Raw genomic sequence first — 23,168 nt, 5'->3', positions numbered from 1 at the left:
GATCTCCGTGGCCGTTCCCATGTATCCACCGGCGCCGGCGCCGAGGACGCGACCGGCACCCGTCACCGTCTCGTCCTACCTGCTGTACGCGACAGCTGCGCTGTCTCTGCTCGGCGCGATCATCACGCTCAGCAGCATCGGAACGATCGAGAGCGTCACCCGCGAGGTGTACCGGGGCACTGCCGCCGAGGGCACCGAGGCCGTCGCCGTGGTGGGCAGCGTCATCGGGCTCGTGATCAATCTGCTGTTCGCCGCGGCGCTCGCGGTGCTGGCGATCTTCAACGGCAAAGGCCGCAACGGGTCCCGGATCACCACCTGGGTGCTGGGCGGCATCGCTCTGTGCTGCAGCGGTGTGGGCCTGGCGGGCACCGCGGCTTCGGGGCTGCTCAGCGGCATGGACACCCGTCGTCCGGGCGGGGGTCCGTCCGCGCGCGAGTTGCAGGACCGTCTCCACGAGGCGCTCCCGTCCTGGTACACCCCGGTCACCACGACGCTCTCGGTGCTCATGCTGCTCACGTTGCTGACCGCGCTCGTGCTGCTGGCGCTGCCGGCGGCGAACCCGTACTTCCGGGCCGCGGAGCCGGTGTGGGATCCGTCGCTGCCGTTCCCGGGGTATCCGGGCTATCCCGCGGCCCAGCCGCCGTACCCGGCGCAGCCCGGCTATCCGGCACAGCCCTATCCGAGTGCGCCGCCGTTTGCAGGGCATCCCCCGCCCCCGGTCCCGGGCCAGCCGGTCGGTGGTCAGCCGCATCCGGGTCAGCCGCATCCGGGTCAGCCATATCCGGGTCAGCCGGGCACCGGGCAACCGGACGCCGGTCCGCCGTTCCCGGGTCAGCCGGGCGCCGGTCCGCCACAGTATCCGAGCTCGGCGCCGGAAGGCGGTCCGGCGCAGGAGGGCGGTGCGGTGCCGGAGGGCGGTGCCGTGCCGCCGGAGCGCGACGACCGTCCGGGCGCGCCGCCGGACCCGACTTCCCAGCCCTGAGCTCGGCAGCAGGGGCGGCGGCCGGAGCGGCACCCGGGTAGGTTCGGCGCAACATCACCCGGGGAGCCGTCGCATGTCCTACCCAGTTTCGCCGCCCGCCGCCGTGACCGCGGCGCCCGCGGTTGCCCCGTCGCGGCGCCGTCCGGTGCCGGTGACGCTCGCGGCGGCCCTGCTGGCTCTGATGGGCCTGACCGGCCTCGGCTACGCGATCACCACGATCGTGGTCGCCCCGGGCGTCGTGGCGCGCTTCCGGGACGCCGCCGGTGCAGCGGACGGCGCCGAGGTCGACGGTTTCGTGACCGTGGTCTGGATCGGTGCCGCGGTCGGTGCGGTTGTCTCGGTGATTCTTTTCGCCCTGTTCGTGGTGCTGGCGCTGGGGCTGCGCCGCGGCAGCAACGCAGCCCGGATCGGCACCTGGGTGATGTCCGGCCTGGGGCTGCTCGCCGGTACTGCGGCCCTGGTGACGATCCTGGTACAGCGCGGCGGCGAGGCGGATCCGGAGTCGCTGGGCGCGGTCTTGAGCGGCGCGTACCCGGATCGGTGGATCGGGCTCAACGTGGGTGCGGCGCTCGCCCAGATGGTGGGTTACCTGATCGTGGCGGTGCTGCTGCTGATCGCACCCGGTTCGTTCTTCCGGCCGGGCGGGTCTGGCACCGCCGATCACAGTTACGGTCCCGGTGGAGTGAATGGTCACGCTGCGCTGAACGGCCATGGCTCGCCGTATGGAATGAGCCCCTCGGGGTACTCGGCTGGTTACTCGCCGGTTGTATCCATAACGCCCACGTCGGGGCAGGACGACGAATCCTGGTCGCGTCCGTCGAGCTGAGTCGCGGGTCGCATCGACGTTTGTGGGTCACCCGAACGGGTAACGTTCGGCACTGGAGGACAGGCTTGCGCCGACTGTCCGGATGTTCACCGCGGACCTGCTCGGGGGTTGTTTCGCCCGCTGAACGGACAGACGTTTGTCAATGTTGTGTAAGTCCTGTGGATTCGATCTGAGGAAGCTGGAGGCGGGGGGATAACCCGACGATCGTTCGGAAACCCGCTTTGAGCTGCCTCAATGGGCGTGGAAGACGTTTCCGAAGCCCTACAGTAAACAAGCCTTACAGATTCTGAGCGGCAATGCTGAGGGTCTATAGTTCCCTTTCGGCCCTGGCCGGGTGGAACGGTCCGTTTTCCATCCAGCCAGTACCCTCGATGTCATGGAAGCGCACCACGACCTGCGTAAATTCATCACTGAAACGACCGTCGCGCAGAGTCGTCGCGTGCTTTCATCGGGTCGTGCAGCGTTGTGTGACGGCATCAATCCGGACAGTGGGACCGTACGGCACAACGCGGTCGTACGAATGCGGTGTGTGTCGATCCGTCGGGGCGCGGATCGACACATTGACAATGTGGGGCGTCTCACTCCCTCGGTGTGGATCGAGAGCCCGACAGCGATGGACAGCGACCAGACGGCTGCTGAGGCGTTGCAGGAGGCAGGGACCGAAGTCGGTGTCGAGGTAATGGTCGATCAGCGAACGGAAGCGGCCGTCCGGGCCGCCGCCTTGACGCACCGATCGGCTGACCCGACGACCGATCTCGGCCTTACGGCCTGAAAGTTAGCCGGTTCGTTCCTGCCCGCATGCAGGAGAATCGATGCAGTTGGTGGAAGGATGGAGATCGTGGGAACTGCGTTGGCGGAAATGACAATGCCTCAGATCTCGCCGCTTGCCGGCGAGCCAATTGAACGTGCCGACGCCGAGCGTCTGGCGGGAGTGCTCAAAGCACTCGCCGACCCTGCGCGGCTGCGTCTGCTCAGCCTCATCCAGTCCGCAACGGACGGCGAGGCGTGCGTCTGTGACCTGACCGCTCCACTGGGTCTGTCGCAGCCGACCGTCAGCCATCATCTGCGGATCCTGACGGAGGCGGGTCTGCTTGAGCGCGAGAAGCGCGGTGTCTGGGCGTACTACCGCCTGGTGCCGACCGCCATCGCCACCATCGCCGACCTGCTGACCCCGCCGCGCAAGCGGGCCACGAAGAAGGCGCGCTGACCGGAAGCCGACGCCTGGCGTCACAGTGACCAACGTGACGCCAGGCTGGATTGCGAGACCTCCCACAGAGTCCACCCCCGAGGACCCGAGGAGCCACCGGTGAACTACGTGCCCGGCGATCTGCGCGATCAACTCGCCCACGTGGGCTACGACGTCGTCCAGTCCGGCCTGGTCTGCGGATCGGGCGGCAATCTGTCCGCACGCATACCCGACGAGGACGCCTGCTGGGTCACCGGCGCCGGTTCCTGGCTGGACCGGCTCAGCCGCGTGACGTTCGCCGCCGTACGGATCTCCGACGGCGGGCCCGCGGTGATCGGCGCCATCCCGTCCCGCGTCGAGCCGACCAGCGAACTACCGCTACACCTGGCGTTGTACCGGGCCCGGCCCGACGTGAACGCCATTGTCCACCTGCACCCTCAGACGGCGTTGCTGCTCGACGCACTGGGGGAACACGTCCGCCTCGTCACGACCGACCACGCGTTCTATCTGCGCCGGGTCGTCACGGTCCCGTTCCGCCTGCCGGGGACGGTCGAGCTCGCCGCACTCACCGCGGCCATGTCCGCCGACGGCACCGACTGCCTCGTGCTCAGCCAGCACGGCAGCGTGGTCATGGCGGACAGCGTGGAGCTGGCGCACAAGCGGGCCCGGAACCTGGAGGAGGCGGCCATGTTGACCTACCGGGCGCTGGCCGCCGGTCGCCTGGACGGGCTCCGGGAATGCCCCGAGGAGTTCCTCGATCGCCTCGCCGGCTCGGCGCCGGTCACGGTCTGACGGTTCGGGCCTGGTCGGCCCGGGCCCAGTCCGTGCCGGCCGGGTCAGGTCGGCGCGGGTCAGCTTCCCGGACGTGCCGTTCAGGCTCCCCCTACGCGCCGGTCAGCTTTCCGGACGCGTCGGGCTATGCCCGGTGGCTGCCGCGGTGGTGGGGACGGTGCTCCTGCTCCTCGTCCTGGGCCGCCTCGGCCAGCCCGGCGATGCTCGCCGCCGCGACCACGCCGATCGCCGTCTCTGCCTCGCCGGACTCGGTGCCGCGCCGCTTGGCGCGCCGCTCGCGGATGATCTCGATGAAGATCGGCAGCATCGAGATCACGATGATCAGCGCGACCACGGGCAGGATGTAGTGGTCGATCTTGTCGCCGACCAGCCGGTAGATCTGGTCCGCGAGCAGGTAGCCGGCCAGCAGGATGCCGTCCACCCAGAGGACCGCGCCGACGATGTTCCAGATCAGGAACTTGCGCGCGGGCATGCCCAGGGTGCCCGCGACCGGGTTCAGGAACGTCCGGACGATTGGGATGAACCGGGCGAGCACCACGGCCTTCGCGGGGCCGAACTTCTCGAAGTAGTACTCGGCCTTCGCCACGTACTCCTGCTTGAAGAGGCGGGAGTCGGGGCGGTCGAACATCCGGCGGCCGTACCGGGCGCCGAGCCAGTGGCCCAGCTGAGCGCCGATGATCGCGCAGATCGGGGCGCCGATCATCAGCCCGGCAATCGAGACCTTGGTCCCCGAGCCGAACATCGATTCCGCCACCGGTGACGCTGCCACCCCGGCCAGGAACAGCAGCGAGTCGCCGGGGAAGAAGAAGCCGACGAGCAGGCCGGTCTCGGCGAACAGGATCGCCCACACGCCGATCAGCCCGAACGTCTTCAACAGCGACGTCGGGTCCATCGGATTGAGGGCGAGATGCTCGGTCAGGGCACGGATGGTCACGCCATGCAGGGTACCGGGGCGGGCTGTGGGCGTGCTGTGCTCCGTCCGGGTGGCCCGGCGGGCCCCACGGACGAAAATCTGGACCTGCGTGCCCGGCCGGAGGCGGCCCGTTCAGCACGGCCGCGGTGGCCGGACGCCGGGGCTGCCGGCGGACCGGACCACCCGCTGCACACCCAGCGGTGGGCGCTCAGCGGTAGTCGTCGTCGAACGGAACCTCCTGGGCCTGCTCCTGCGCGTCCCACTCGGGCGCCTCCAGGTCCTCGAGGACCCGCGGCTCGGCGACCTCCTCCCAGCTGGGATCCGCGATTGCGGCCTGCTCGGCGGCGTCGGCCTCCGCGGCTTCCACATCGAGGTGGTTCGGCTGGGTCATCGTCGGCTCCCTTCGATGGGGCGGACTGCGCCTTCCACGGTACGACCGGTGCGGCGTCGCGCGGACCCTGATCCCGCCGGATGGGCACGGAAAACGGGGCGATTTCCCCCGGCCGCCGGGACTGCGGAATACTGCCTGCTGGAGGACAGCGCGGTCCTGCCCTCTGGCGCCGTACGCAAATATCCCGTACGCAAGGATCAAGGAGCTCACCGATGCCTATCGCTTCCCCTGAGGTCTACGCCGAGATGCTCGACCGCGCCAAGGCCGGCGCGTTCGCGTACCCCGCGATCAACGTGACGTCCTCGCAGACGCTGAATGCGGCCCTGCAGGGCTTCGCGGAGGCGGGCAGCGACGGCATCATCCAGATCTCCACGGGTGGCGCCGAGTACGTCTCCGGCCCGACCGTCAAGAACATGGTCACCGGCGCGGTCGCGCTCGCCGAGTTCGCCACCGAGGTCGCCAAGCACTACCCGGTCAACATCGCGCTGCACACCGACCACTGCCCGAAGAACAAGCTCGACGGGTACGTCCGTCCGCTGCTGGCGATCAGCAAGGAGCGGGTCGCCGCGGGCAAGGCCCCGCTGTTCCAGTCGCACATGTGGGACGGCTCCGCCGTGCCGCTGGACGAGAACCTGACGATCGCCGAGGAGCTGCTGGCCCTCTCCGCCGCAGCCAAGATCATCCTGGAGGTGGAGATCGGCGTCGTGGGCGGCGAGGAGGACGGCGTCGTCGGCGCGATCGACGAGAAGCTGTACACCACGGTCGAGGACGCCATGGCCACGGTCGCCGCGCTCGGCACGGGCGAGAAGGGCCGGTACATGGCCGCCCTGACGTTCGGCAACGTGCACGGCGTCTACAAGCCGGGCAACGTCAAGCTGCGCCCGGAGATCCTCAAGGACATCCAGGAGGCGGTCGGCGCCAAGGTCGGCAAGGAGAAGCCGTTCGACCTGGTGTTCCACGGCGGCTCCGGCTCGCTGCTGTCCGAGATCCGCGCCGCCCTCGACTACGGCGTGATCAAGATGAACATCGACACCGACACCCAGTACGCCTTCACCCGGCCGGTGGCGGACCACATGTTCAAGAACTACGACGGCGTCCTGAAGGTCGACGGCGAGGTCGGCAACAAGAAGGCGTACGACCCGCGCGCCTGGGGCAAGCTGGCCGAGAACGGCCTGGCCAAGCGCGTCGTCGAGGCCTGCGAGCACCTGCGCTCCGCGGGCACCACGTCCGCGAAGTAGTCGCCCGCCGCGCGGCCGGTCCCCGTGCGCGGGGACCGGCCCCGGCCGCGACACGCCGTGGTCTGGGTACGATCGTCCGGTTGTTCAACCGGTGGTAGGTGATCGTGCTCGGCATCGAGGGTTACGAACCCGAGTGGCAGCACGACGCCAATGCCCTGGCCGCGGTGCACCGTCCGATGTTCGCCCGCCTCATCGGCTGCGAGCTGCTGGCGGGCTGGCTCATGTGGGACATCTCCGCGCGGGGCTGGTTCGCCGACGGCCCGGTGATCCTCGGCTTCAGCGGCCCGCACGGCCGCGGCGGCGCCAATGTGGAGATCACTCACCGCAAGTTCGACGAGTGCGCGATCACCTGGGATCAGGTCGACATGACCGCACCGATCGACTGGTACGGCACCGGCATCCAGCTCGACTGGCGCGCCGACCCGCACGCCGCGCTGCGCCGCGCCCGCGGCCGGGTGCTGCGCGAGGTCAACATCATCGAACGGATCACGGTCGCCGACTGGCTGCCGCGGGTGCTCCACGCGGTGGAGTTCCGCTTCGACGAGGCCCGGCTCGCGGTCTACAACGCGATGGACGAGAACGGCCTCACCGACGTACCCGAGCGGGACCTGCCGGTGCACAGCTGGCGCCGGGTCCGGGTGGCCTAGGCGGTCAGCGCGGTCATCGCCTCGTCCAGCGAGTCGGTCACCACGATCAAACCGGACTGATCACCGTACGGGGAACGGGTCAGCAGCGGGCGCAGCAACTCCTCGACCGGCAGGCCGGCCCAGTGCGCCGCGTTCAGGAACACGAACGCGCCGCTCGGGCCGTCCGTCCGGTAGAACGTCTTCGTCGCGGCCTGGAACACCTCCTGCACCGTGCCCGCCCAGCCGGGCGCGAACACGATGCCGCCACGGGACAGGCGCAGGATCGAGTCCTCCCGTACCGCGTTGGAGAAGTACTTGCCGATCTGGCCCGCGAACAGGTTCGCCGGCTCGTGGCCGTACAGCCAGGTGGGCAGTGCCAGGCCGCCGTGGGTGAGCCGCGCGACCACGTCGCCGGGTGCGGACGCCGGCGCCGGATACGCCTCGCGCACCCGCAGCGCCGCGGCCGTGTACGGGTCGTGATCCCGGAAGTCCGGCGCGGCCGCGAGCAGGTCGATCGCCGTCGTCAACTCCGTCTCCGGGCGGCTCGCGAAGTACGCCCCCAGGTTCGCGGCCTCCATGACCCCGGGCCCGCCGCCGGTCACGATCAGCCGGCCCGCGTTGGCGAGCCGCCACGCCAGCGTCGCCGCCATCCGGTACGCGGCCGAACCCCGCGGCTCCGCATGACCGCCCATGATCCCGACCGCGCCGCTGATCCCGACCGTGCCGTCGGGCCCGTGCGCGGCCACCCACGCGTTGAGGGCCTTGCCGAGCGCGTTGTCGATGCCCGCGTCATGCAGCCGCTGCGCCAGCGCCTCCCGGATGTCCGGGGTCGCCCCGCCGTGATCGCCGAAGTGGCCGTACACGACCGTGTCGTACATGCCCGCGAAGCCGTGCCGCTCGAAACCGAACGCCAGATCCTCCGGCGTGTACAGCTGTGCCGGATGCGTCGGGTACGGCCGGGCGGGGAACGGCGGGATCAGATGGGCGCCGCGCCGGATCAGGTCGATCTCCACCTCGGCCGACAGCAGCCGGCAGCCCACGAACAGGGTGTCCCGCACGTCGACCCGGCTCAGGTCGGGCGGGTCCACGTCCAGCTTCAGACCCAGGACGACCAGGTGGGCGAGCGAGCCGGTCGCCAGATGGACGTCCAGTTCGGCGCGCGACTCGATCTCGCCTGCGGTCTCGTCGAACGGCGGCTCGCTGCCGAACACGGGCTGAAGTGGATCACCGGGCACTCCTAGCAGGCTAGCCGCCGAACGGAAGGCTCGTGCGCGGTCTGCGCGTACCCCGGCGGCGTGCGGGCCGGGCGGGCGGGTTGAATGGGTTCATGCAGAACCTGCTTCCCGAGCCGCCCGCCACCCGCCTGCCCGTCGAGGACGAGGCGGACAAGGCCCTCGCCGAGGCCGCACAGAGCGGCGCGGACGATGCGTACGAGGCGGTCGCCGCCCGGTTCCCGGCGTACAGCGGTGGGTGGGCCGCGCTGGCCGCGAACGCGCTCGCCGCGGGGCGGACGGTGCCCGCGTACGCGTACGCCCGCACCGGTTACCACCGCGGGCTGGACGCCCTGCGCCGCAACGGGTGGAAGGGCCACGGCCCGGTCCCGTGGGCGCACGAGCCGAACCGGGGTTTCCTGCGCTGCCTGCACTCCCTGTCGCAGGCCGCGGCCGCGATCGGGGAGGCCGACGAGGCGGCCCGGTGCGCCCAGTTCCTGCGCGACAGCGATCCGGCCGCCGCCGACGCCCTGAGCTGATCTCCCCGACCCGGAGCGTCCGCCCGCTGCAATGCGGCGGACTCTCCGGGCGGCGGCTTCCGGTCTAGAGGCCCTCGGCGACCGCGGCGGCGATCTTGAGCCAGGCGTCGCGGCTGTTGGCGGACAGTTGCCCGTAGCGGAGAGGCTCACCCGAGTCGATCAGCCGCTCGTACGGCGCCAGCAGGACGGCCCGCGTACGCGCCGCGAAGTGCCGCTGGATCGCGGGCAGGTCGATGTCCTTGCGGGTCGGTGGCATCGACACCACGCTCACCGCCTGCCGGACCAGTCGCTGCCGGCCGCTCTGCTCCAAGTGGTCGAGCATCCGCGCCGCGGTCTCGGCCGAGTCGTTACGGGCCGACATCGTGATGACGAGCTGATCGGTGGCGTCCATCGCCGCCTGCCAGTTCTGCGCGCGCACGTTGTTGCCGGTGTCCACCATGATCAACTTGTAGAACCGGCTGACGATCTCCCGGATCTCGGCGAACGCGCTCGCAGTGAGCATCTCACCCGCGGTCGCCGACTCGTCCGAGGCGAGCACGTCGAACATGCCCTCGCCCTGCGCGCGGACGTACTGCGACAGGTCGCCCACCCGCCCGTGCGAGCCGCGGAACAGATGCAGGTCGCGCATCATGTCCCGGACCGTACGGGCGTGGAAGTCCTGCTGCGCCCGCATGCCCAGGGTGCCCTGGGTCTCGTTGTTGTCCCAGGCCAGCACGTACCCGCCGCGCTTCTGCCCGAACGTCATGGCCAGCAGCAGCACCGCGACCGTCTTGCCGGCCCCGCCCTTCGGGTTGACCACGGTCACCTGCCGCAGGCCGCCGAAGTTGCGCCGGACCTTCTCGACGTCCTGTTTGAACTCCATCTCGCGGCGGCCCGGGGCCAACCGGAGCAACCCGAGGGTGCCCTTCGTGACCATCGCCCGGGCGCCCATCGTCGCGGTCGGCTCGGCCGGCTTGGCGAGCCGGCGCCGGGCGAACTCCTCGGCCGTCGGAGTCCCGTCGGACACCCACGGCGTCTGCTGATACGGGTCCACGGTCGCCTGGTCGCCGCCGGGCTGGTGCATCTGCGGATGCGGCGGCACCGCCCGGGTGTCCATCGTGGGCGGATACGGGCCGGGCGGCGGCTGGTGCGGCGCCCGCGTGCCGGGGGCGTCGGGGTCCGTCGCCCACGGCTGGGGGCCCGTGCCCTGCGTCCCGCGCCCCTGCTGCGCCGGTGCCTGCGGTCCGAGACCCTGCGGTCCCTGGCCCTGGAGTCCACGACCCTGCGGGCCGTGATTCTGGGATGGCTGTCCTTGCGGGACGAGGGACTGGGGTCCCTGCCCATGCGCGCCGTGAGCCTGGGGTCCGGTTGCCTGCGGGGTGTGGCCCTGTGGCGACTGTCCCGACGATCCGGGCCCGGGCGGGAGCGGTGCGGATGACGGCTGCGGGTGCTGCGCCTGCGCAGGTGGCGCCTGCGGGCTCGTTGGGCGTGGTCCCGGCTGGGTGTTCGCGCCCTGTTGCGGGGATGTCTCCGGGTGCGCGTGCCGGGCCGGGTTCCTGCCCTGCTGGACCTGTGAGCCCTGCCCGGGCGGGCTCGACACCGGCGGTGTTCCCGGCCCTGGACGGCTTCCGGCGCCGGACCGGGGATCGGGACCGGGCCGGGTTCCGGGGCTGGGCGGCGTTCCGGGACCGGGCCGGGTTCCGGGAGCGGGCGGGGCTTCGGGGCCGGACGGGGTCTGTGGAGCCAGCCTGCGGGGTGCTTGCGGGTCGCCCGGTGGCTGCGCGGTGGGCGGCACCGGGCCCGCCCGGTAGACCGGACCCGTCGCCTGCTCGTCGGCAGGTGCGACCTGGCGACGCGGGGTGACGGTCGGGTGGTAGGTGGCCCGGTCGGCGCCGGGAAGCACCCCGGACGGCCGGTCCTGCGCGGCCCCCGGCTCGGTCGGGCCGGCGTGGGCCGGTCCTGCGTGGGCCGGATTCGCATGGGCGGGGCCGGGCCGGGCCGGGCCCGCGGGAGCCGGCCCTCCCTGAGCCGCCGGCGGCTGAGAGGCTCCCGGCTGCGCCGGTTGCCCGGGCCTACCCGGACCGGAGGGGGCGCGGCCGTGCGGAGCCTGGTCGGCGGCGGGCTGACGGTGCGGCGCCTGGGCCTGGTCCGCGGCGGGCGGACGGCGGGTCGGCTGGGCCTGGTCGGCGGTGGGCTGACGGTGCGGCGGCTGCGCCCACGGCGACTCCGCCTGCGTGGACGCGTCCGTGACCGGTCCGCCGATCGGCCCACCGGGAGTGGCCGACCGGCCGGCGCCGGAAACCGGTGCCGTCCCCGAGACCGGGCGAGTCGGCGTGACGTGAGCGGTCCCGGGGACCGCCGCGCTGGCCGAGACGTGCGTACCGGCCCGGTCCGCGGGCCGGTAGACCCCCGGCTCCGCCGGCGGGCGACTGCCGGACACCGGCACCGCGGGCGGCGCCGAGTGCGGAACGGGCTTGCCGCCGTGCACGGGAGCGTTGAGCTCCTCGGCCGGCCAGAACGGTTCCACGTCCCGGGCTGGGGGCGTGGAATTCGAGCCCGGGACGTAGACGCGCTCAGCGTTCTCGTCCTCCACGGGTGCTACCTCCGCTTTTTCGTACCTCAGTTCGTACCCAGAGTTGCACAGCCGGTCAGCTTGCGTACACCGCCCAGGCTCCGGGCTCGGTCCACCACGAGCGCTTGCGGGTCATCGTGCCGTCCACGCCGTCGTCGAGAAACGGCAGCTCACCGTCGCGGGGAAGGACGCTGACGGCCCGGCCGCGGGCGCGGCGCACCTCCACGCGTACCCGGGTCGTCCGGAATCGGCGTTTGACCGTGACCGGCACGGCCACCGCGACCTCGAGCCGCCCGTCTGTGGGGTCGGCGCCGGTGAGCAGCGGCAGGCCGTCGACCTCGGCGTAGCCGGTGCCGTTGCCTATGGCACAGGCGAGAACCGGGTCGTCACCGTCGGTGAGTACCGCGTCGTCGACCTCGACGCGGCCGCGCCACGGCACCGCCCGGCCGTCGCCGTCGGAGCCGCCGATCAGCGCGCCGTCCAGGGTGACCGAGCCGCCGTCGTTGCGCAGCAGGTCGAGGCGGCGCACCGTGCTGCCGAGCGCGGCCGCGGCGACCGCGGCCGGCTCCCGGGGCAGGCCGAGCTGCGCCGCCAGGTCAGTCGTGCTCGCCCGGTCCAGCGGGAGGATGGCCACGGGTGGCAGGTTCGGCACGGTGCGGCCGTCGGTCAGTTCGGCGGGCCGGCGGCTGGGTGGCGGCGCATAGCGCCGGACGAGCCGGCGCAGCACCGCGCGCAGCTGCCCGTCCGTCGCGGTCGCGACCACCAGCCGCAGCTTGCTGTCCGCGTCTGGCCAGGACAATCCATCCGTACGCGGCTCCGCGTCGAAGCGGGCGATCACCTCGTCGATCTCCGCGTCGGACGCGGCGGTGACCGTTTCGACCCGGGCGCCCGCCTCCCGCAACGCGTCCGCGCAGGCCAGTACGGGCGTGCGCGGCGCGCATATCCCCTGGTCGGCGCGTTTGCCCCCGGAGGAGGAGCACGCTTCCCCACAGGCGCCGTCGGCGTGATCCGCGCGGCATGCGCTGCCGGTGTGGGCCTGCCGGTCGCTGCCGTCGCCGGCGGGAGCGGTGGCGTTGCCGGGTTCGGCGCAGCCGCCGCAGGACGAGCCGCAGCCGCCGCTGCCCTCGGCGAGGCTGAGCACCACGACGTCGTACACCGGGTCAGTCCTCGCCCAGCATGGAGTGCCGTTCGATGGCGGCCTCGCGGCCGGGGCCGACGCCCACCACGGAGATGCGGGCGCCGATGCGCTGCTCGACGTACTCGACGAAGCGCTGCGCGTCCTTCGGCAGGTCCTCGAAATTCCGGCAGCCCGAGATGTCCTGCTTCCAGCCGGGCAGGGTCTCGTAGATCGGCACGGCGTGGTGGAAGTCGGACTGGCTGACCGGCATCTCGTCGTGCCGTACGCCGTTCACCTCGTACGCCACGCACACCGGGATCTCGTCCAGCTCGTCGTAATTGTCCAACTTGGTCAGCACGAAGTCGGTGACCCCGTTGATCCGCTGGGCGTACCGGGCCATCACCAGGTCCAGCCAGCCGATACGGCGCGGACGGCCCGTGGTGGTGCCGTACTCGTGGCCGACGTCACGCAGGTGGTCACCGAATTTGTCGTGCAGCTCCGTCGGGAACGGCCCCTCACCGACCCGGCTGGTGAACGCCTTGAGCACCGCAACCACCCGGTCGATCTTCGTGGGCGGGATGCCGGCGCCGGTGCAGGCGCCGCCGGCGGTGGCGTTCGAGCTGGTCACGAACGGGTACGTGCCGTGGTCCACGTCGAGCAGCGTCGCCTGCCCGGCCTCGCACAGCACCACCTTGCCGGCGTCGATGGCCTGGCTCAGCTCCAGCGCGGTGTCGGCCACGAACGGGCGCAGCCGGTCGACGTACGACAACAGATCCGCGATGACCTCGTCGGGCTTGATCGCGCTGCGGTTGTAGATCTTGGAGAGGACCTGGTTCTTGAAGCCGAGCGCGGCCTCGACCTTCTGCCGCAGGATCGACTCGTCGAACAGGTCCTGGATGCGCACGCCGAGGCGGTTCATCTTGTCCGCGTACGTCGGGCCGATGCCGCGGCCGGTCGTGCCGATCCGGCGGGCGCCCAGGAACCGCTCGGTGACCTTGTCCAGCGACCGGTTGTACGACGCGATGACGTGCGCGTTCGCGCTGATTCGCAGCCGTGACGTGTCGATGCCGCGGGCCTGCAGCGCGTCGATCTCCTGGAACAGCACGGACAGGTCGACCACCACGCCGTTGCCGATCACCGGGGTGACGCCGGGGGTGAGGATGCCGCTGGGCAGCAGGTGCAGCGCGTACTTCTCGCCGTCGATGACCACGGTGTGGCCGGCGTTGTTGCCGCCGTTGAACTTGACGACGTAGTCGAGGCGGTCGCCCAGCAGGTCGGTTGCCTTGCCCTTGCCCTCGTCGCCCCACTGGGCGCCGACCAACACGATCACAGGCACTTCGTTCCACGCCTTCCGTCGAACACGTACGCGGAGAGGCCCGGGTACTGCCGAAGTTTACGCGAATCTGTCGCGCACCCATGTCCCCCGCGCCCACCTGGTGATCAAGGGTCACCGTGCTGACCTCGGAACGGAGCGCGGAAGTAGGATCGGCGAACGTGCGCGTACTTCTGATCGGGTCCGGGGGGCGCGAGCACGCGCTCGCGCTCGGGCTCACCGCTGACCCCGCCGTCCAGCTCGTGGCCGCCCCCGGCAACCCGGGCATCGCCGGGCTCGCCGAGCTGCGTGACGTGACCGCCACCGACCCGGCCGCGGTGGCCGCGCTCGCCGTCGAGGTGGGCGCCGACCTGGTCGTGGTCGGTCCCGAGACCCCGCTGGTGGCGGGCGTCGCGGACGCCGTACGGGAGAAGGGCATCGCCTGCTTCGGGCCCTCCGGGGCCGCCGCCCAGCTGGAGGGGTCGAAGGCGTTCGCCAAGGACGTGATGACGGCCGCCGGGGTGCCGACCGCCCGCGCGTACGCGTGCGTCACGCCCGAGGAGGTCGCCCGCGCGCTGGACGAGTTCGGCGCGCCGTACGTGGTGAAGAACGACGGGCTGGCCGCGGGCAAGGGCGTCGTGGTGACCGACGACCGCGCGGCGGCCGAGGCGCATGCCCGCGACTGCGGCCGGGTGGTGATCGAGGAGTACCTGTCCGGGCCCGAGGTGTCGCTGTTCGTGGTGACCGACGGGACCGCGGCGGTGCCGCTGATGCCGGCGCAGGACTTCAAGCGGGTCGGCGACGGCGACGCGGGGCCGAACACGGGCGGGATGGGCGCGTACGCGCCGCTGCCGTGGGCGCCCGCCGACCTGGTGGACCGGGTGATGGCCGAGACGGTGCACCCGACGCTGGCGCGGATGCGCGAGCGGGGCACGCCGTTCGCCGGGCTGCTGTACGTGGGGCTGGCGCTGACGCCGGCCGGGCCGCGGGTGATCGAGTTCAACGCGCGGTTCGGCGACCCGGAGACCCAGGTGGTGCTGGCGCTACTGGAGACGCCGCTAGCGGGGCTGCTGCACGCGGCCGCCACGGGCGAGCTGGCCGCGCATCCGCCGCTGCGCTGGCGTCCGGGTGCGGCGGTGACAGTGGTGGTGGCGAGTCACAACTACCCGGGGACGCCGCGTACCGGGGACGTCATCGAGGGTGCGGACCGGGCCGGGGTGATCCACGCGGGCACGGCGCGGCGCGCGGACGGGGCGCTGGTGTCGGCGGGCGGGCGGGTGCTCAGTGTGACCGCCACCGGCGCCGATCTGGCGGGCGCGCGCGCTGCCGCGTACGCCCTGGTCGACGGGATCACCCTGGACGGCTCGCACCATCGCACGGACATCGCGCTGCGAGCCGCCCAGGGAAAGATCACCGTGCCCTGACCGGGCTGGGGTCCGGCCGGGCCGGGTTCAGCCCTTCGGCAGGTCGAACAGCTTGGCGACCTGGGCCGCGAGGCCGAGGTCGCCCTTCGCCTTGATCTTGCCGGTCATGAACATCATCATCGGGTTGCCGTCGCCCGAGACGACCTTCAGGAACGTCACCGGGTCCATGGTCATGGACAGCTTCGGATCGCGGGCCGGCTCCTTGGTGACGGTGCAGGCGCCGTTCTCGATCACGGTCTCGTACGTGTCGTCGCCCGCGGCGCCGCCCGTGATGCTCCAGTGGATGACGGCCTGGGTGTTGCCCGCCTTGTCCGCGCGGAACAGCCCGGGCATCCGGTCGAACACCTCGTCGAGGATCTTGCCGCGGTCGCCGGACGCCATGACCTCGGCGATCTTCGCGTCCGGGGTGGACTTGACGAGCTGCGCGAACTCCTTCGGGCCGATCGAGGCGAGCGACTCGGAACTGAAATCAGTCATCGTGGACCTTTCGCTGTGAACGCCGGACCTACTCGCGAGTAACCTTAGCGAGGTTGCCTTCGGTTCGCAGTCTGCCACCCCCAAAGATCTGTTGGACAGTCGGCCCGGCCGTACCCTAAACTGCCCAACATGTCTTTGGGAGAAGGATCGCGCGACCGCCCCCCGCGCGGCACGCCACCGGCCGGCGCAGACGACGCGGCCGCCGACCGCCGGACCGCCCTGCGGGCCACGGCACATCCGGTCCGGCTGCAGATCATGTCGCTGCTCACCGGCGCTCCGCTGACCGCCGCGGAGGTCGCCCGTGAGCTCGCCCTGACCCACGCCAACGCCAGCTACCACCTGCGTACGCTGCTCGCCGCCGGGATGATCGTGCCCGCCGGCGAGGAACGCATCCGCGGCGGCATCGCCAAGCGGTACCGGTACGACACCGCCCACGACCTCGAAGCCCAGCGGGCCCGCGGGCGGACCGCCGCCGACCGCGCCATCTACCCCGCGCTCGCCAACGAGCTGATCCGCCGCAGCGCCCAGGCGCACTTCCCGGCGGGCGGCACGAACCTGATGGCCGACGCGGAGGTCTGGGTCGACCCCGAACTCTGGCGTGACATCCGGGACCGGATCGCCCAGGCCGCCCGCGACCTGCACGACGCCGCCCAGCCGCCGCGCACCCCGGGGACCGTGCGGACCAGCACCACGGTCGCCATGTTCGAGATGGCCCCCATCGACCCGGACCAGCCCGCATGATCCGCGGGACGCTGGCCCCGCTCCGGCTGCCCCGGCTGCGCCTGCTGCTGCTCGGGCGCACGATCAGCGCGCTGGGCAACGCGTTCGCGCCGATCGCGCTCGCGTTCGCCGTCCTCGACCTCACCGGCTCGGCCGGCGACCTCGGCCTCGTCGTCGGCGTCCGTACCGCGGTCAACGTCGCGTTCCTGCTGTTCGGCGGGGCGCTCGCGGACCGGCTCCCCAAGCACCTGCTGATGGTCGGCGCGAGCCTGGCCGCCGCCGCCACTCAGGCCGCGGTCGCCACGCTCGTGCTCACCCACGCGGCCACCGTGTCCAGCCTGGTCGCGCTGTCCGCGGTCAACGGCGCGGTCGCCGCGCTCATGATGCCCGCCTCGGCGGCGGTCCTGCCCCAGATCGTCCCGGCCGACGTGCGCCAGCAGGCCAACGCGCTCAACCGGCTGTTCCTCAACGGCGCCGCGATCCTCGGGGCGCCGTTGGGCGGGATGGTCGTCGCGGGCATCGGGCCCGGCTGGGGCATCGCGGTCGACGCGGTGACGTTCCTGGCGGCCGCGCTCTGCTACGCCCTGCTGCGGCTGCCCGCAACCCGGCCCCCGGCCGTCGCCGAACCGCCCGCCGGGGCGGAACCCGTCGCGGGCGAGCCGGTCGCGGCGACACCCGCCCGCAGCGGCATCGTCGAGGAGCTGCGTACGGGCTGGACCGAGTTCGTGTCCCGCACCTGGCTGTGGGTCGTGGTCGCCGGGTTCTGCGTGGTGAACGCGTCCCTCAGCGGCGCGATGATGGTGCTCGGCCCGGTCGTCGCGGACGCCACGGTCGGGCGCCGCGCCTGGGGGCTCGTGCTGGCCGCCGAGACCGCGGGCATGATCCTCGGTGCGCTGGTCGCCATGCGGGTCCGGTTCCGCCGGCTGCTGCTGTTCGGCACCGCGTGCACCGGGTTCGTGGTGCTGCCCGTGCTCACGCTCGGCGTGTCCCCGCACCTTGCCACGATGGTCGCCGCCACGTTCGTCGCCGGTCTGGCGGTCGAGCAGTTCGGGATCGCGTGGGAGACCACGATGCAGGAGCACATCCCCGAGGACAAACTCGCCCGGGTCTACTCGTACGACATGGTGGGCTCGTTCGTGGCGATCCCGGTCGGCCAGGTGGTTGCCGGGCCGGTCGCGCTGGCGGTCGGCGTACGGCCCACCCTGATCGGCGCGGTCGTGCTCATCGGCGTCGCTGTGCTCGGCATGCTGAGCAGCCGGGACGTCCGTCACCTGGAGCATCGGCTCCCGGAGCGGGCGGCGGCGCCCATGGAAGAATCGCGGGCGTGACCGTACCGAACGTCCTCGCCGCCCGCTACGCCTCCGCCGACCTCGTCGCCCTGTGGTCGCCGGAGGAGAAGATCCGGATGGAGCGCCGGCTCTGGCTCGCCGTGCTGCGCGCGCAGCGCGACCTCGGCGTCGCCGTGCCCGACGGGGTGGTGGAGGCGTACGAGGCGGTCGTCGACGACGTCGACCTGGCAAGCATCGCGGAGCGGGAGCGGGTCACCCGGCACGACGTGAAGGCGCGTATCGAGGAGTTCAGCGCGCTCGCCGGGCACGAGCACATCCACAAGGGGATGACCTCGCGCGACCTCACCGAGAACGTCGAGCAGCTCCAGATCCGCGCGTCGCTGGAGCTCGTCCGCGACCGGATCGTCGCCACGCTGGCGCGGCTGGCCGCGCGGGCGGTCGAGCACTCCGACCTGGTGATGACCGGGCGTTCGCACAACGTCGCGGCCCAGGCCACCACGCTGGGCAAGCGGTTCGCGAGCGCGGCCGAGGAGCTGCTCATCGCGTACGAGCGGGTGGCCGACCTGATCGAGCGGTACCCGCTGCGCGGCCTCAAGGGCCCGGTGGGCACCGCCGCCGACCAGCTCGACCTGCTCGACGGCGACGCCACGAAGCTGGCCGAGCTGGAGCAGCGGGTCGCCGGCCACCTCGGATTCCGGCGCGTACTGACCAGCGTCGGGCAGGTCTACCCGCGGTCGCTGGACTTCGACGTGGTGTCCGCGCTCGCCCAGGTGGTCGCCGCGCCGTCGTCGCTGGCCACCACGATCCGGCTGATGGTCGGCCAGGAGCTGGTCACCGAGGGCTTCAAACCGGGCCAGGTCGGCTCGTCGGCGATGCCGCACAAGATGAACACCCGCTCGTCGGAACGGGTCAACGGCCTCGCCGTGATCGTGCGCGGCTACCTCTCGATGGTCGGCGAACTGGCCGGGGACCAGTGGAACGAGGGCGACGTCTCCTGCTCCGTGGTACGCCGCGTCGCGCTGCCGGACGCGTTCTTCGCCACCGACGGGCTGTTCCAGACGTTCCTCACGGTGCTCGACGAGTTCGGCGCGTACCCGGCGGTGATCGCCCGTGAGCTGGACCGCTTCCTGCCGTTCCTGGCCACCACGAAGATCCTGGTGGCGGCGGTCCGCAGGGGCGTGGGCCGGGAGGTGGCCCACGAGGTCATCAAGGAACACGCGGTGGCCGTGGCGCTCGCCATGCGGGAGAAGGGCGCCGCGGACAACGACCTGTTCGACCGGCTCGCCGCCGACGGCCGCCTCGGGCTGTCGCGCGCCGAGATCGACGCGCTGGTCGCCGACCGGGCGGCGTTCGTCGGCGCGGCCCCGGCCCAGGTCCAGATCATCGCCGACCGGGTCGCGGAGATCGTCGCGGCGCACCCGGGCGCGGCCGGTTACGCGCCCGCCCCGATCCTGTAAGAGGCCATCGATACGGTTCGACCGATTCGGCGCGCCGGTCACGCTCGGTGAAGGGGTGGAGACGCCCGCCGAAGTTACCTGTTCAGCATGTGTGATCGTCGGCCTGCCGACACCGACCGATACGCCGCGCAGGAAGGTCACAGGGTAGGCTTTGGCCGCTCGCCCCGTTCCCGGGGCACCCGCTGCGCACCTACAGTCAGGAGTGCCCGTGTCCCGCGTCGTCGTCGACGTCATGCTCAAGCCGGAGATCCTTGATCCGCAGGGCCAGGCGGTCGCCAACGCGCTGCCCAGGCTCGGGATCTCCGATGTCTCGTCCGTCCGCATCGGCCGGCGCATCGAGATCGAGTTCGCCGGTGAGCCCGACCTCGACCGGGCCCGCGAAATCGCCGACAAGCTGCTCGCCAACCCGGTGATCGAGGACTTCTCGATCCGCCTCGACGACACGGTTGCCGAGGGCGCGTGACCATGCGGATCGGTGTGGTCACGTTCCCCGGCTCGCTCGACGACGGCGACGCAGCGCGGGCGGCGCGGATCGCCGGCGCCGAGGTGGTTCGTCTGTGGCACGGCGACCCGGACCTGCACGGGGTCGACGGCGTGGTCCTGCCCGGCGGCTTTTCGTACGGTGACGCCCTGCGCTGCGGCGCCATCGCCCGGTTCGCCCCGGTCATGGAGACCATCGCGGACGCCGCCCGGGGCGGCCTGCCCGTGCTCGGCATCTGCAACGGCTTCCAGATCCTGTGCGAGGCGCACCTGCTGCCCGGCGCGCTCACCCGCAACCAGCACCTGCACTTCCGTAACCGCGACCAGTGGCTGCGCGTGGAGGCGACCGCGACGGCGTGGACCAACGCGTACGCGCCCGGCCAGGAGATCCTGATCCCGGTGAAGAACGGCGAGGGCTGCTTCGCCGCAGACCGGCGCACCCTCGACGAGCTGGAGGCCGAGGGCCGGGTCGTCGCCCGCTACCTGCGCGGCAACCCGAACGGCTCGCAGCGCGACATCGCCGCGATCACCAACGCGGCCGGCAACGTGGTCGGCATCATGCCGCACCCGGAGCATGCGGTGGAGGCGCTGACCGGCCCCTCGCTCGACGGCCTGGGCTTCTTCACCTCCGTCCTGCGGCACCTCGCCGGGGGCGGTCACGGCGCGGCGGCGCGCGTCGGCGATCTCGTCGGCGCACAGTTCACCGGGGGAGCCGGCACGCAGGTCCTGGGGGGACCGGGCATGCAGGTGGCAGGGGGACAGGGCGCGCAGGTCGCGGGAGGACATCTCGCGGGGGAACACGGCGCGCAGCTCGCAGGGGGACAGGGAGCACAGCAATGACCACGCAGCCCGACACCGCGACCAGCGGCGCGGCCACGCCGCGCGGGGTGCCCAATCAGCCGCCGGCCGCGTCGGGGGCGCCCGCCAAGCCGTCCGGGTTCGCCGCCACGGACGTGCTGGTCAGCCAGTTCGACGACGGCCCCGACACGGTGCAGCGCGCCGTCGCCACGCCCGAGGAGCTGCAGCCGCACGCGGACCTCGGCCTCAAGGACGACGAGTACGAGCGGATCCGCCAGATCCTCGGCCGCCGCCCCACCGCGTCCGAGCTGGCCATGTACTCGATCATGTGGAGCGAGCACTGCTCGTACAAGTCGAGCAAGGTGCACCTGCGCCAGTTCGGGGAGAAGGCGCCGCAGAACACCCGGATGCTCGCCGGCATCGGCGAGAACGCGGGCGTCGTGCAGATCTCCGACGACCTCGCGGTCACGTTCAAGGTGGAGTCGCACAACCACCCCAGCTTCGTCGAGCCGTACCAGGGCGCGGCGACCGGCGTCGGCGGCATCGTGCGCGACATCCTCGCGATGGGCGCCCGCCCGATCGCGGTAATGGACCCGCTGCGCTTCGGTGCGGCCGACCACCCCGACACCGCCCGCGTGCTGCCCGGCGTCGTCGCCGGCATCGGCGGGTACGGCAACTGCCTGGGCCTGCCCAACATCGGCGGCGAGGTCGTCTTCGACCCGTGCTACCAGGGCAACCCGCTGGTCAACGCGCTGAGCATCGGCGTGCTGCCGGTAGAGCGGTTGCAGAAGAAGGAAGCCGCGGGCGTTGGCAACGTTGTCGTGCTGCTCGGTGCGCGTACCGGCCGCGACGGTATCGGCGGCGTCTCCGTGCTCGCCTCGGCCACGTTCGACGAGGGCGCGGAGCAGCGCCGCCCGTCCGTGCAGGTCGGCGACCCGTTCATGGAGAAGCTGCTCATCGAGAGCTGCCTGGAGATGTACGACGCCGGCCTCATCGTCGGCATCCAGGACCTCGGCGGTGCGGGTCTGACCTGCGCCCTGACCGAGACCGCCGCGGCCGCGGGCACCGGCATGCGGATCTACCTGGAGCGGGTGCCGCTGCGCGAGCCGTCGATGTCGCCGACTGAGATCCTGGCCAGCGAGTCGCAGGAACGCATGCTGCTCATCGTCGCGCCCGAAATGCTCGACCCGGTGCTGCAGACGGCCGAGAAGTGGGGCGTGTGGGCCACCGCGATCGGCGAGGTCACCCCGAGTGAGACCCCCGGTCTGCCCGGCCGCCTCGTCATCAGCTGGAACGACCACGTCGTCGTCGACGTGCCGCCCGGCTCGCTGGCCGACGACGGCCCGGTGTACGCCCGCCCGATCCGTGAGCCCGCCGACCTGATCCTGCTGCAGGCCGACCGCGCCGAGACGCTGCCGCGTCCGTCCACCCCGGACGAGCTGCGCGAGACCGTGCTGCGGATGGTCGCGTCACCGAACCTGTGCGACAAGACCTGGGTCACCGAGCAGTACGACCGGTACGTGCTCGGCAACACCGTGCTCGCCCAGCCGGAGGACGCCGGGGTGCTGCGCCTCGACGAGCAGACCGGGCTCGGCGTCGCGCTGTCCGTGGACGGCAACGGCCGGTTCGCCCGCCTCGACCCGTACGAGGGGGCGAAGCTGGCGCTGGCCGAGGCGTACCGCAACGTGGCCGTCACCGGTGCCGCGCCGATCGCGGTCACGGACTGCCTGAACTTCGGCTCGCCCGAGGACCCGGCCGTCATGTGGCAGTTCGCCGAGGCGGTCCGCGGCCTCGCCGACGGCTGCCAGCAACTCGGCATCCCGGTCACGGGCGGCAACGTCAGCTTCTACAACCAGACCGGCGCTGCGGCGATCCACCCCACTCCGGTGGTGGGTGTGCTCGGCGTCCTCGACGATGTCGCCCGGCGGGTCCCGATGGGCTTCCAGCCGCCCCCCGGCCCGGACGGCGACCTGCTGTTCCTGCTCGGGGAGACGGCGTGCGAGCTGTCCGGTTCCGAGTGGGCGTGGGTCACCCACGGTCACCTGGGCGGCCGGCCGCCCAAGGTGGACCTCGTCCAGGAGCAGCGGCTCGGCGCGCTGCTGGCCGCCGCGTCCGAGCGGGGCCACGTCAACGCCGCGCATGACCTCTCCGACGGTGGTCTCGCCCAGGCGCTCGTGGAGTCCTGCCTGCGCCGCAACGTGGGCGCCCGCATCACGTTGCCGGTGCAGGGTGAGGACGTGACGCCGTTCGTCCACCTGTTCAGCGAGTCGGCGGGCCGGGCCCTGGTCGCGGTGCCGCGGGGGCACGACATGGCGTTCGTCGCGCTGGCCGCGGAGCATCACGTCACGTGCACGCCGGTCGGTGTGACCTCGGCGGAGCCGGAGCTGGAGCTGCACGGCCAGTTCAGCATCGGGCTGGACGAGCTGCGGACCGCGTACTCGGAGACGATGCCCCGCCTGTTCGGCGGTGCCGCCGGGCTGACCGCCCGCCAGGCGGCGGAAGCCGCCGCGGCCGGAGGGGACGAGGCGCTGGCTGCCGCGCCGGTGGTGCCGGGCCCGGCGAAGGCCGTCGAGCCGACGACCACGCCGCCGACCGCACCGCTGCCGACCGCGCCGACGTCGGCTGCCGCCACTGACGCGGCAGTCACTGGTGACACGCCGGCCGCTGCCACCCCCGAGCAGCAGCCGGTCGGCGACGACCCGGCATCCGCCACCGCCGACGCCACGTCCCCCGCGGATGCGGCACCGACGGAGTCGGCGGCGTCGCAGCAGCCGGGCGACAACGAGTCGGACGACAGCAACGAGCAGGGCTGATCCGCTTCGCCGCGTGAACCGCGCCA

Annotated in this window: 20 protein-coding genes and 2 pseudogenes; 15 read left to right on the top strand and 7 right to left on the bottom strand. The window is 72.1% G+C overall.

Going from position 1 to position 23,168, the window contains the following annotated elements; genetic code table 11:
- Window positions 1-7 precede the first annotated feature (7 nt).
- From ACMCNK_RS20805 to ACMCNK_RS20785, 5 genes are all read left to right on the top strand, one after another.
- Window positions 8-982, top strand: coding sequence for a hypothetical protein (locus ACMCNK_RS20805; protein WP_412738058.1), 975 nt, complete (start codon window positions 8-10; stop codon window positions 980-982).
- A 73-nt stretch (window positions 983-1,055) separates the two neighbouring features.
- Window positions 1,056-1,808 (top strand): hypothetical protein, encoded by a 753-nt coding sequence (locus ACMCNK_RS20800; protein ID WP_412738057.1) that lies wholly within the window; start codon window positions 1,056-1,058, stop codon window positions 1,806-1,808.
- 376 nt (window positions 1,809-2,184) lie between these two features.
- Window positions 2,185-2,580: a hypothetical protein gene (locus ACMCNK_RS20795; RefSeq protein WP_412738056.1), complete on the top strand. Its 396-nt coding sequence runs from the start codon at window positions 2,185-2,187 to the stop codon at window positions 2,578-2,580.
- A gap of 57 nt (window positions 2,581-2,637) precedes the next feature.
- On the top strand, window positions 2,638-3,015 hold the full coding sequence (locus ACMCNK_RS20790) for an ArsR/SmtB family transcription factor (protein WP_014440216.1): 378 nt from the start codon (window positions 2,638-2,640) through the stop codon (window positions 3,013-3,015).
- Between the two features lie 99 nt (window positions 3,016-3,114).
- Window positions 3,115-3,786, top strand: a complete 672-nt coding sequence (locus tag ACMCNK_RS20785; RefSeq protein WP_412738055.1) for a class II aldolase/adducin family protein — start codon at window positions 3,115-3,117, stop codon at window positions 3,784-3,786.
- 124 nt (window positions 3,787-3,910) lie between these two features.
- Here ACMCNK_RS20785 and ACMCNK_RS20780 read toward each other — a convergent pair whose 3' ends face one another.
- Together ACMCNK_RS20780 and ACMCNK_RS20775 are read right to left on the bottom strand one after the other, a co-directional pair.
- A complete protein-coding gene (locus tag ACMCNK_RS20780; protein ID WP_412738054.1) occupies window positions 3,911-4,720 on the bottom strand; it encodes a DedA family protein in 810 nt (269 codons plus the stop codon).
- A gap of 187 nt (window positions 4,721-4,907) precedes the next feature.
- A complete protein-coding gene (locus ACMCNK_RS20775; RefSeq protein ID WP_412738053.1) occupies window positions 4,908-5,090 on the bottom strand; it encodes a hypothetical protein in 183 nt (60 codons plus the stop codon).
- A 212-nt stretch (window positions 5,091-5,302) separates the two neighbouring features.
- Here ACMCNK_RS20775 and fbaA point away from each other — a divergent pair, with 212 nt between their 5' ends.
- Window positions 5,303-6,328, top strand: a complete 1,026-nt coding sequence (fbaA, locus tag ACMCNK_RS20770) for a class II fructose-bisphosphate aldolase (protein ID WP_412738052.1) — start codon at window positions 5,303-5,305, stop codon at window positions 6,326-6,328.
- A gap of 98 nt (window positions 6,329-6,426) precedes the next feature.
- Entirely contained in the window at window positions 6,427-6,975 is a 549-nt protein-coding gene (locus tag ACMCNK_RS20765) for a hypothetical protein (protein ID WP_412738051.1), read from the top strand.
- Here the strand turns inward: ACMCNK_RS20765 and ACMCNK_RS20760 are convergent.
- Window positions 6,972-8,189, bottom strand: coding sequence for an LOG family protein (locus ACMCNK_RS20760; RefSeq protein WP_412738050.1), 1,218 nt, complete (start codon window positions 8,187-8,189; stop codon window positions 6,972-6,974). The genes ACMCNK_RS20765 and ACMCNK_RS20760 overlap by 4 nt on opposite strands.
- 92 nt (window positions 8,190-8,281) lie before the next feature.
- On the opposite strand from ACMCNK_RS20760, the gene ACMCNK_RS20755 reads away from it, so the two are divergent.
- Window positions 8,282-8,704 (top strand): DUF3151 domain-containing protein, encoded by a 423-nt coding sequence (locus ACMCNK_RS20755; RefSeq protein ID WP_412738049.1) that lies wholly within the window; start codon window positions 8,282-8,284, stop codon window positions 8,702-8,704.
- Window positions 8,705-8,768: 64 nt separating this feature from the next.
- Here ACMCNK_RS20755 and ACMCNK_RS20750 read toward each other — a convergent pair.
- From ACMCNK_RS20750 to ACMCNK_RS20740, 3 genes and pseudogenes are all read right to left on the bottom strand, one after another.
- Window positions 8,769-10,097: pseudogene (locus tag ACMCNK_RS20750) on the bottom strand (chromosome partitioning protein); the annotation flags it as partial.
- A 1,234-nt stretch (window positions 10,098-11,331) separates the two neighbouring features.
- The gene (locus tag ACMCNK_RS20745; protein ID WP_412738048.1) at window positions 11,332-12,411 is read right to left on the bottom strand and encodes a hypothetical protein; all 1,080 of its coding nucleotides are present in this window, start codon (window positions 12,409-12,411) and stop codon (window positions 11,332-11,334) included.
- Between the two features lie 4 nt (window positions 12,412-12,415).
- A complete protein-coding gene (locus tag ACMCNK_RS20740; RefSeq protein ID WP_412738047.1) occupies window positions 12,416-13,708 on the bottom strand; it encodes an adenylosuccinate synthase in 1,293 nt (430 codons plus the stop codon).
- Between the two features lie 158 nt (window positions 13,709-13,866).
- Here ACMCNK_RS20740 and purD point away from each other — a divergent pair, with 158 nt between their 5' ends.
- Window positions 13,867-15,108: a phosphoribosylamine--glycine ligase gene (gene purD / locus ACMCNK_RS20735; protein WP_412738046.1), complete on the top strand. Its 1,242-nt coding sequence runs from the start codon at window positions 13,867-13,869 to the stop codon at window positions 15,106-15,108.
- A gap of 27 nt (window positions 15,109-15,135) precedes the next feature.
- Here the strand turns inward: purD and ACMCNK_RS20730 are convergent, their stop codons facing one another.
- A complete protein-coding gene (locus ACMCNK_RS20730; protein WP_412738045.1) occupies window positions 15,136-15,585 on the bottom strand; it encodes an SCP2 sterol-binding domain-containing protein in 450 nt (149 codons plus the stop codon).
- Window positions 15,586-15,714: 129 nt separating this feature from the next.
- Here ACMCNK_RS20730 and ACMCNK_RS20725 point away from each other — a divergent pair, with 129 nt between their 5' ends.
- From ACMCNK_RS20725 to purL, 6 genes and pseudogenes are all read left to right on the top strand, one after another.
- On the top strand, window positions 15,715-16,326 hold the full coding sequence (locus ACMCNK_RS20725; RefSeq protein ID WP_412738044.1) for a helix-turn-helix domain-containing protein: 612 nt from the start codon (window positions 15,715-15,717) through the stop codon (window positions 16,324-16,326).
- Complete coding sequence (locus ACMCNK_RS20720; RefSeq protein ID WP_412738043.1) at window positions 16,323-17,633, top strand: MFS transporter; 1,311 nt, start codon at window positions 16,323-16,325, stop codon at window positions 17,631-17,633. Before ACMCNK_RS20725 ends, ACMCNK_RS20720 begins: the two co-directional genes overlap by 4 nt.
- Window positions 17,630-19,051 (top strand): adenylosuccinate lyase, encoded by a 1,422-nt coding sequence (purB, locus tag ACMCNK_RS20715; RefSeq protein ID WP_412738042.1) that lies wholly within the window; start codon window positions 17,630-17,632, stop codon window positions 19,049-19,051. The genes ACMCNK_RS20720 and purB overlap by 4 nt, the downstream gene beginning before the upstream one ends.
- Before the next feature lie 208 nt (window positions 19,052-19,259).
- Entirely contained in the window at window positions 19,260-19,514 is a 255-nt protein-coding gene (gene purS, locus ACMCNK_RS20710) for a phosphoribosylformylglycinamidine synthase subunit PurS (protein ID WP_130509738.1), read from the top strand.
- Window positions 19,511-20,176, top strand: a pseudogene (gene purQ / locus ACMCNK_RS20705) (phosphoribosylformylglycinamidine synthase subunit PurQ); the annotation flags it as partial. The gene purS and the pseudogene purQ, both read left to right, overlap by 4 nt.
- 191 nt (window positions 20,177-20,367) lie before the next feature.
- Window positions 20,368-23,142 carry a phosphoribosylformylglycinamidine synthase subunit PurL gene (purL, locus tag ACMCNK_RS20700; protein WP_412738041.1) on the top strand — a complete coding sequence of 925 codons (2,775 nt, stop codon included), beginning with the start codon at window positions 20,368-20,370 and terminating at the stop codon, window positions 23,140-23,142.
- Window positions 23,143-23,168 lie beyond the last annotated feature (26 nt).

Source organism: Krasilnikovia sp. MM14-A1259 (assembly GCF_047159535.1).
GTDB lineage: Bacteria > Actinomycetota > Actinomycetes > Mycobacteriales > Micromonosporaceae > Actinoplanes.
The sequence above is the reverse complement of the archived record's forward strand: the minus strand, read 5'-3'. Positions and strand labels throughout refer to the sequence as shown.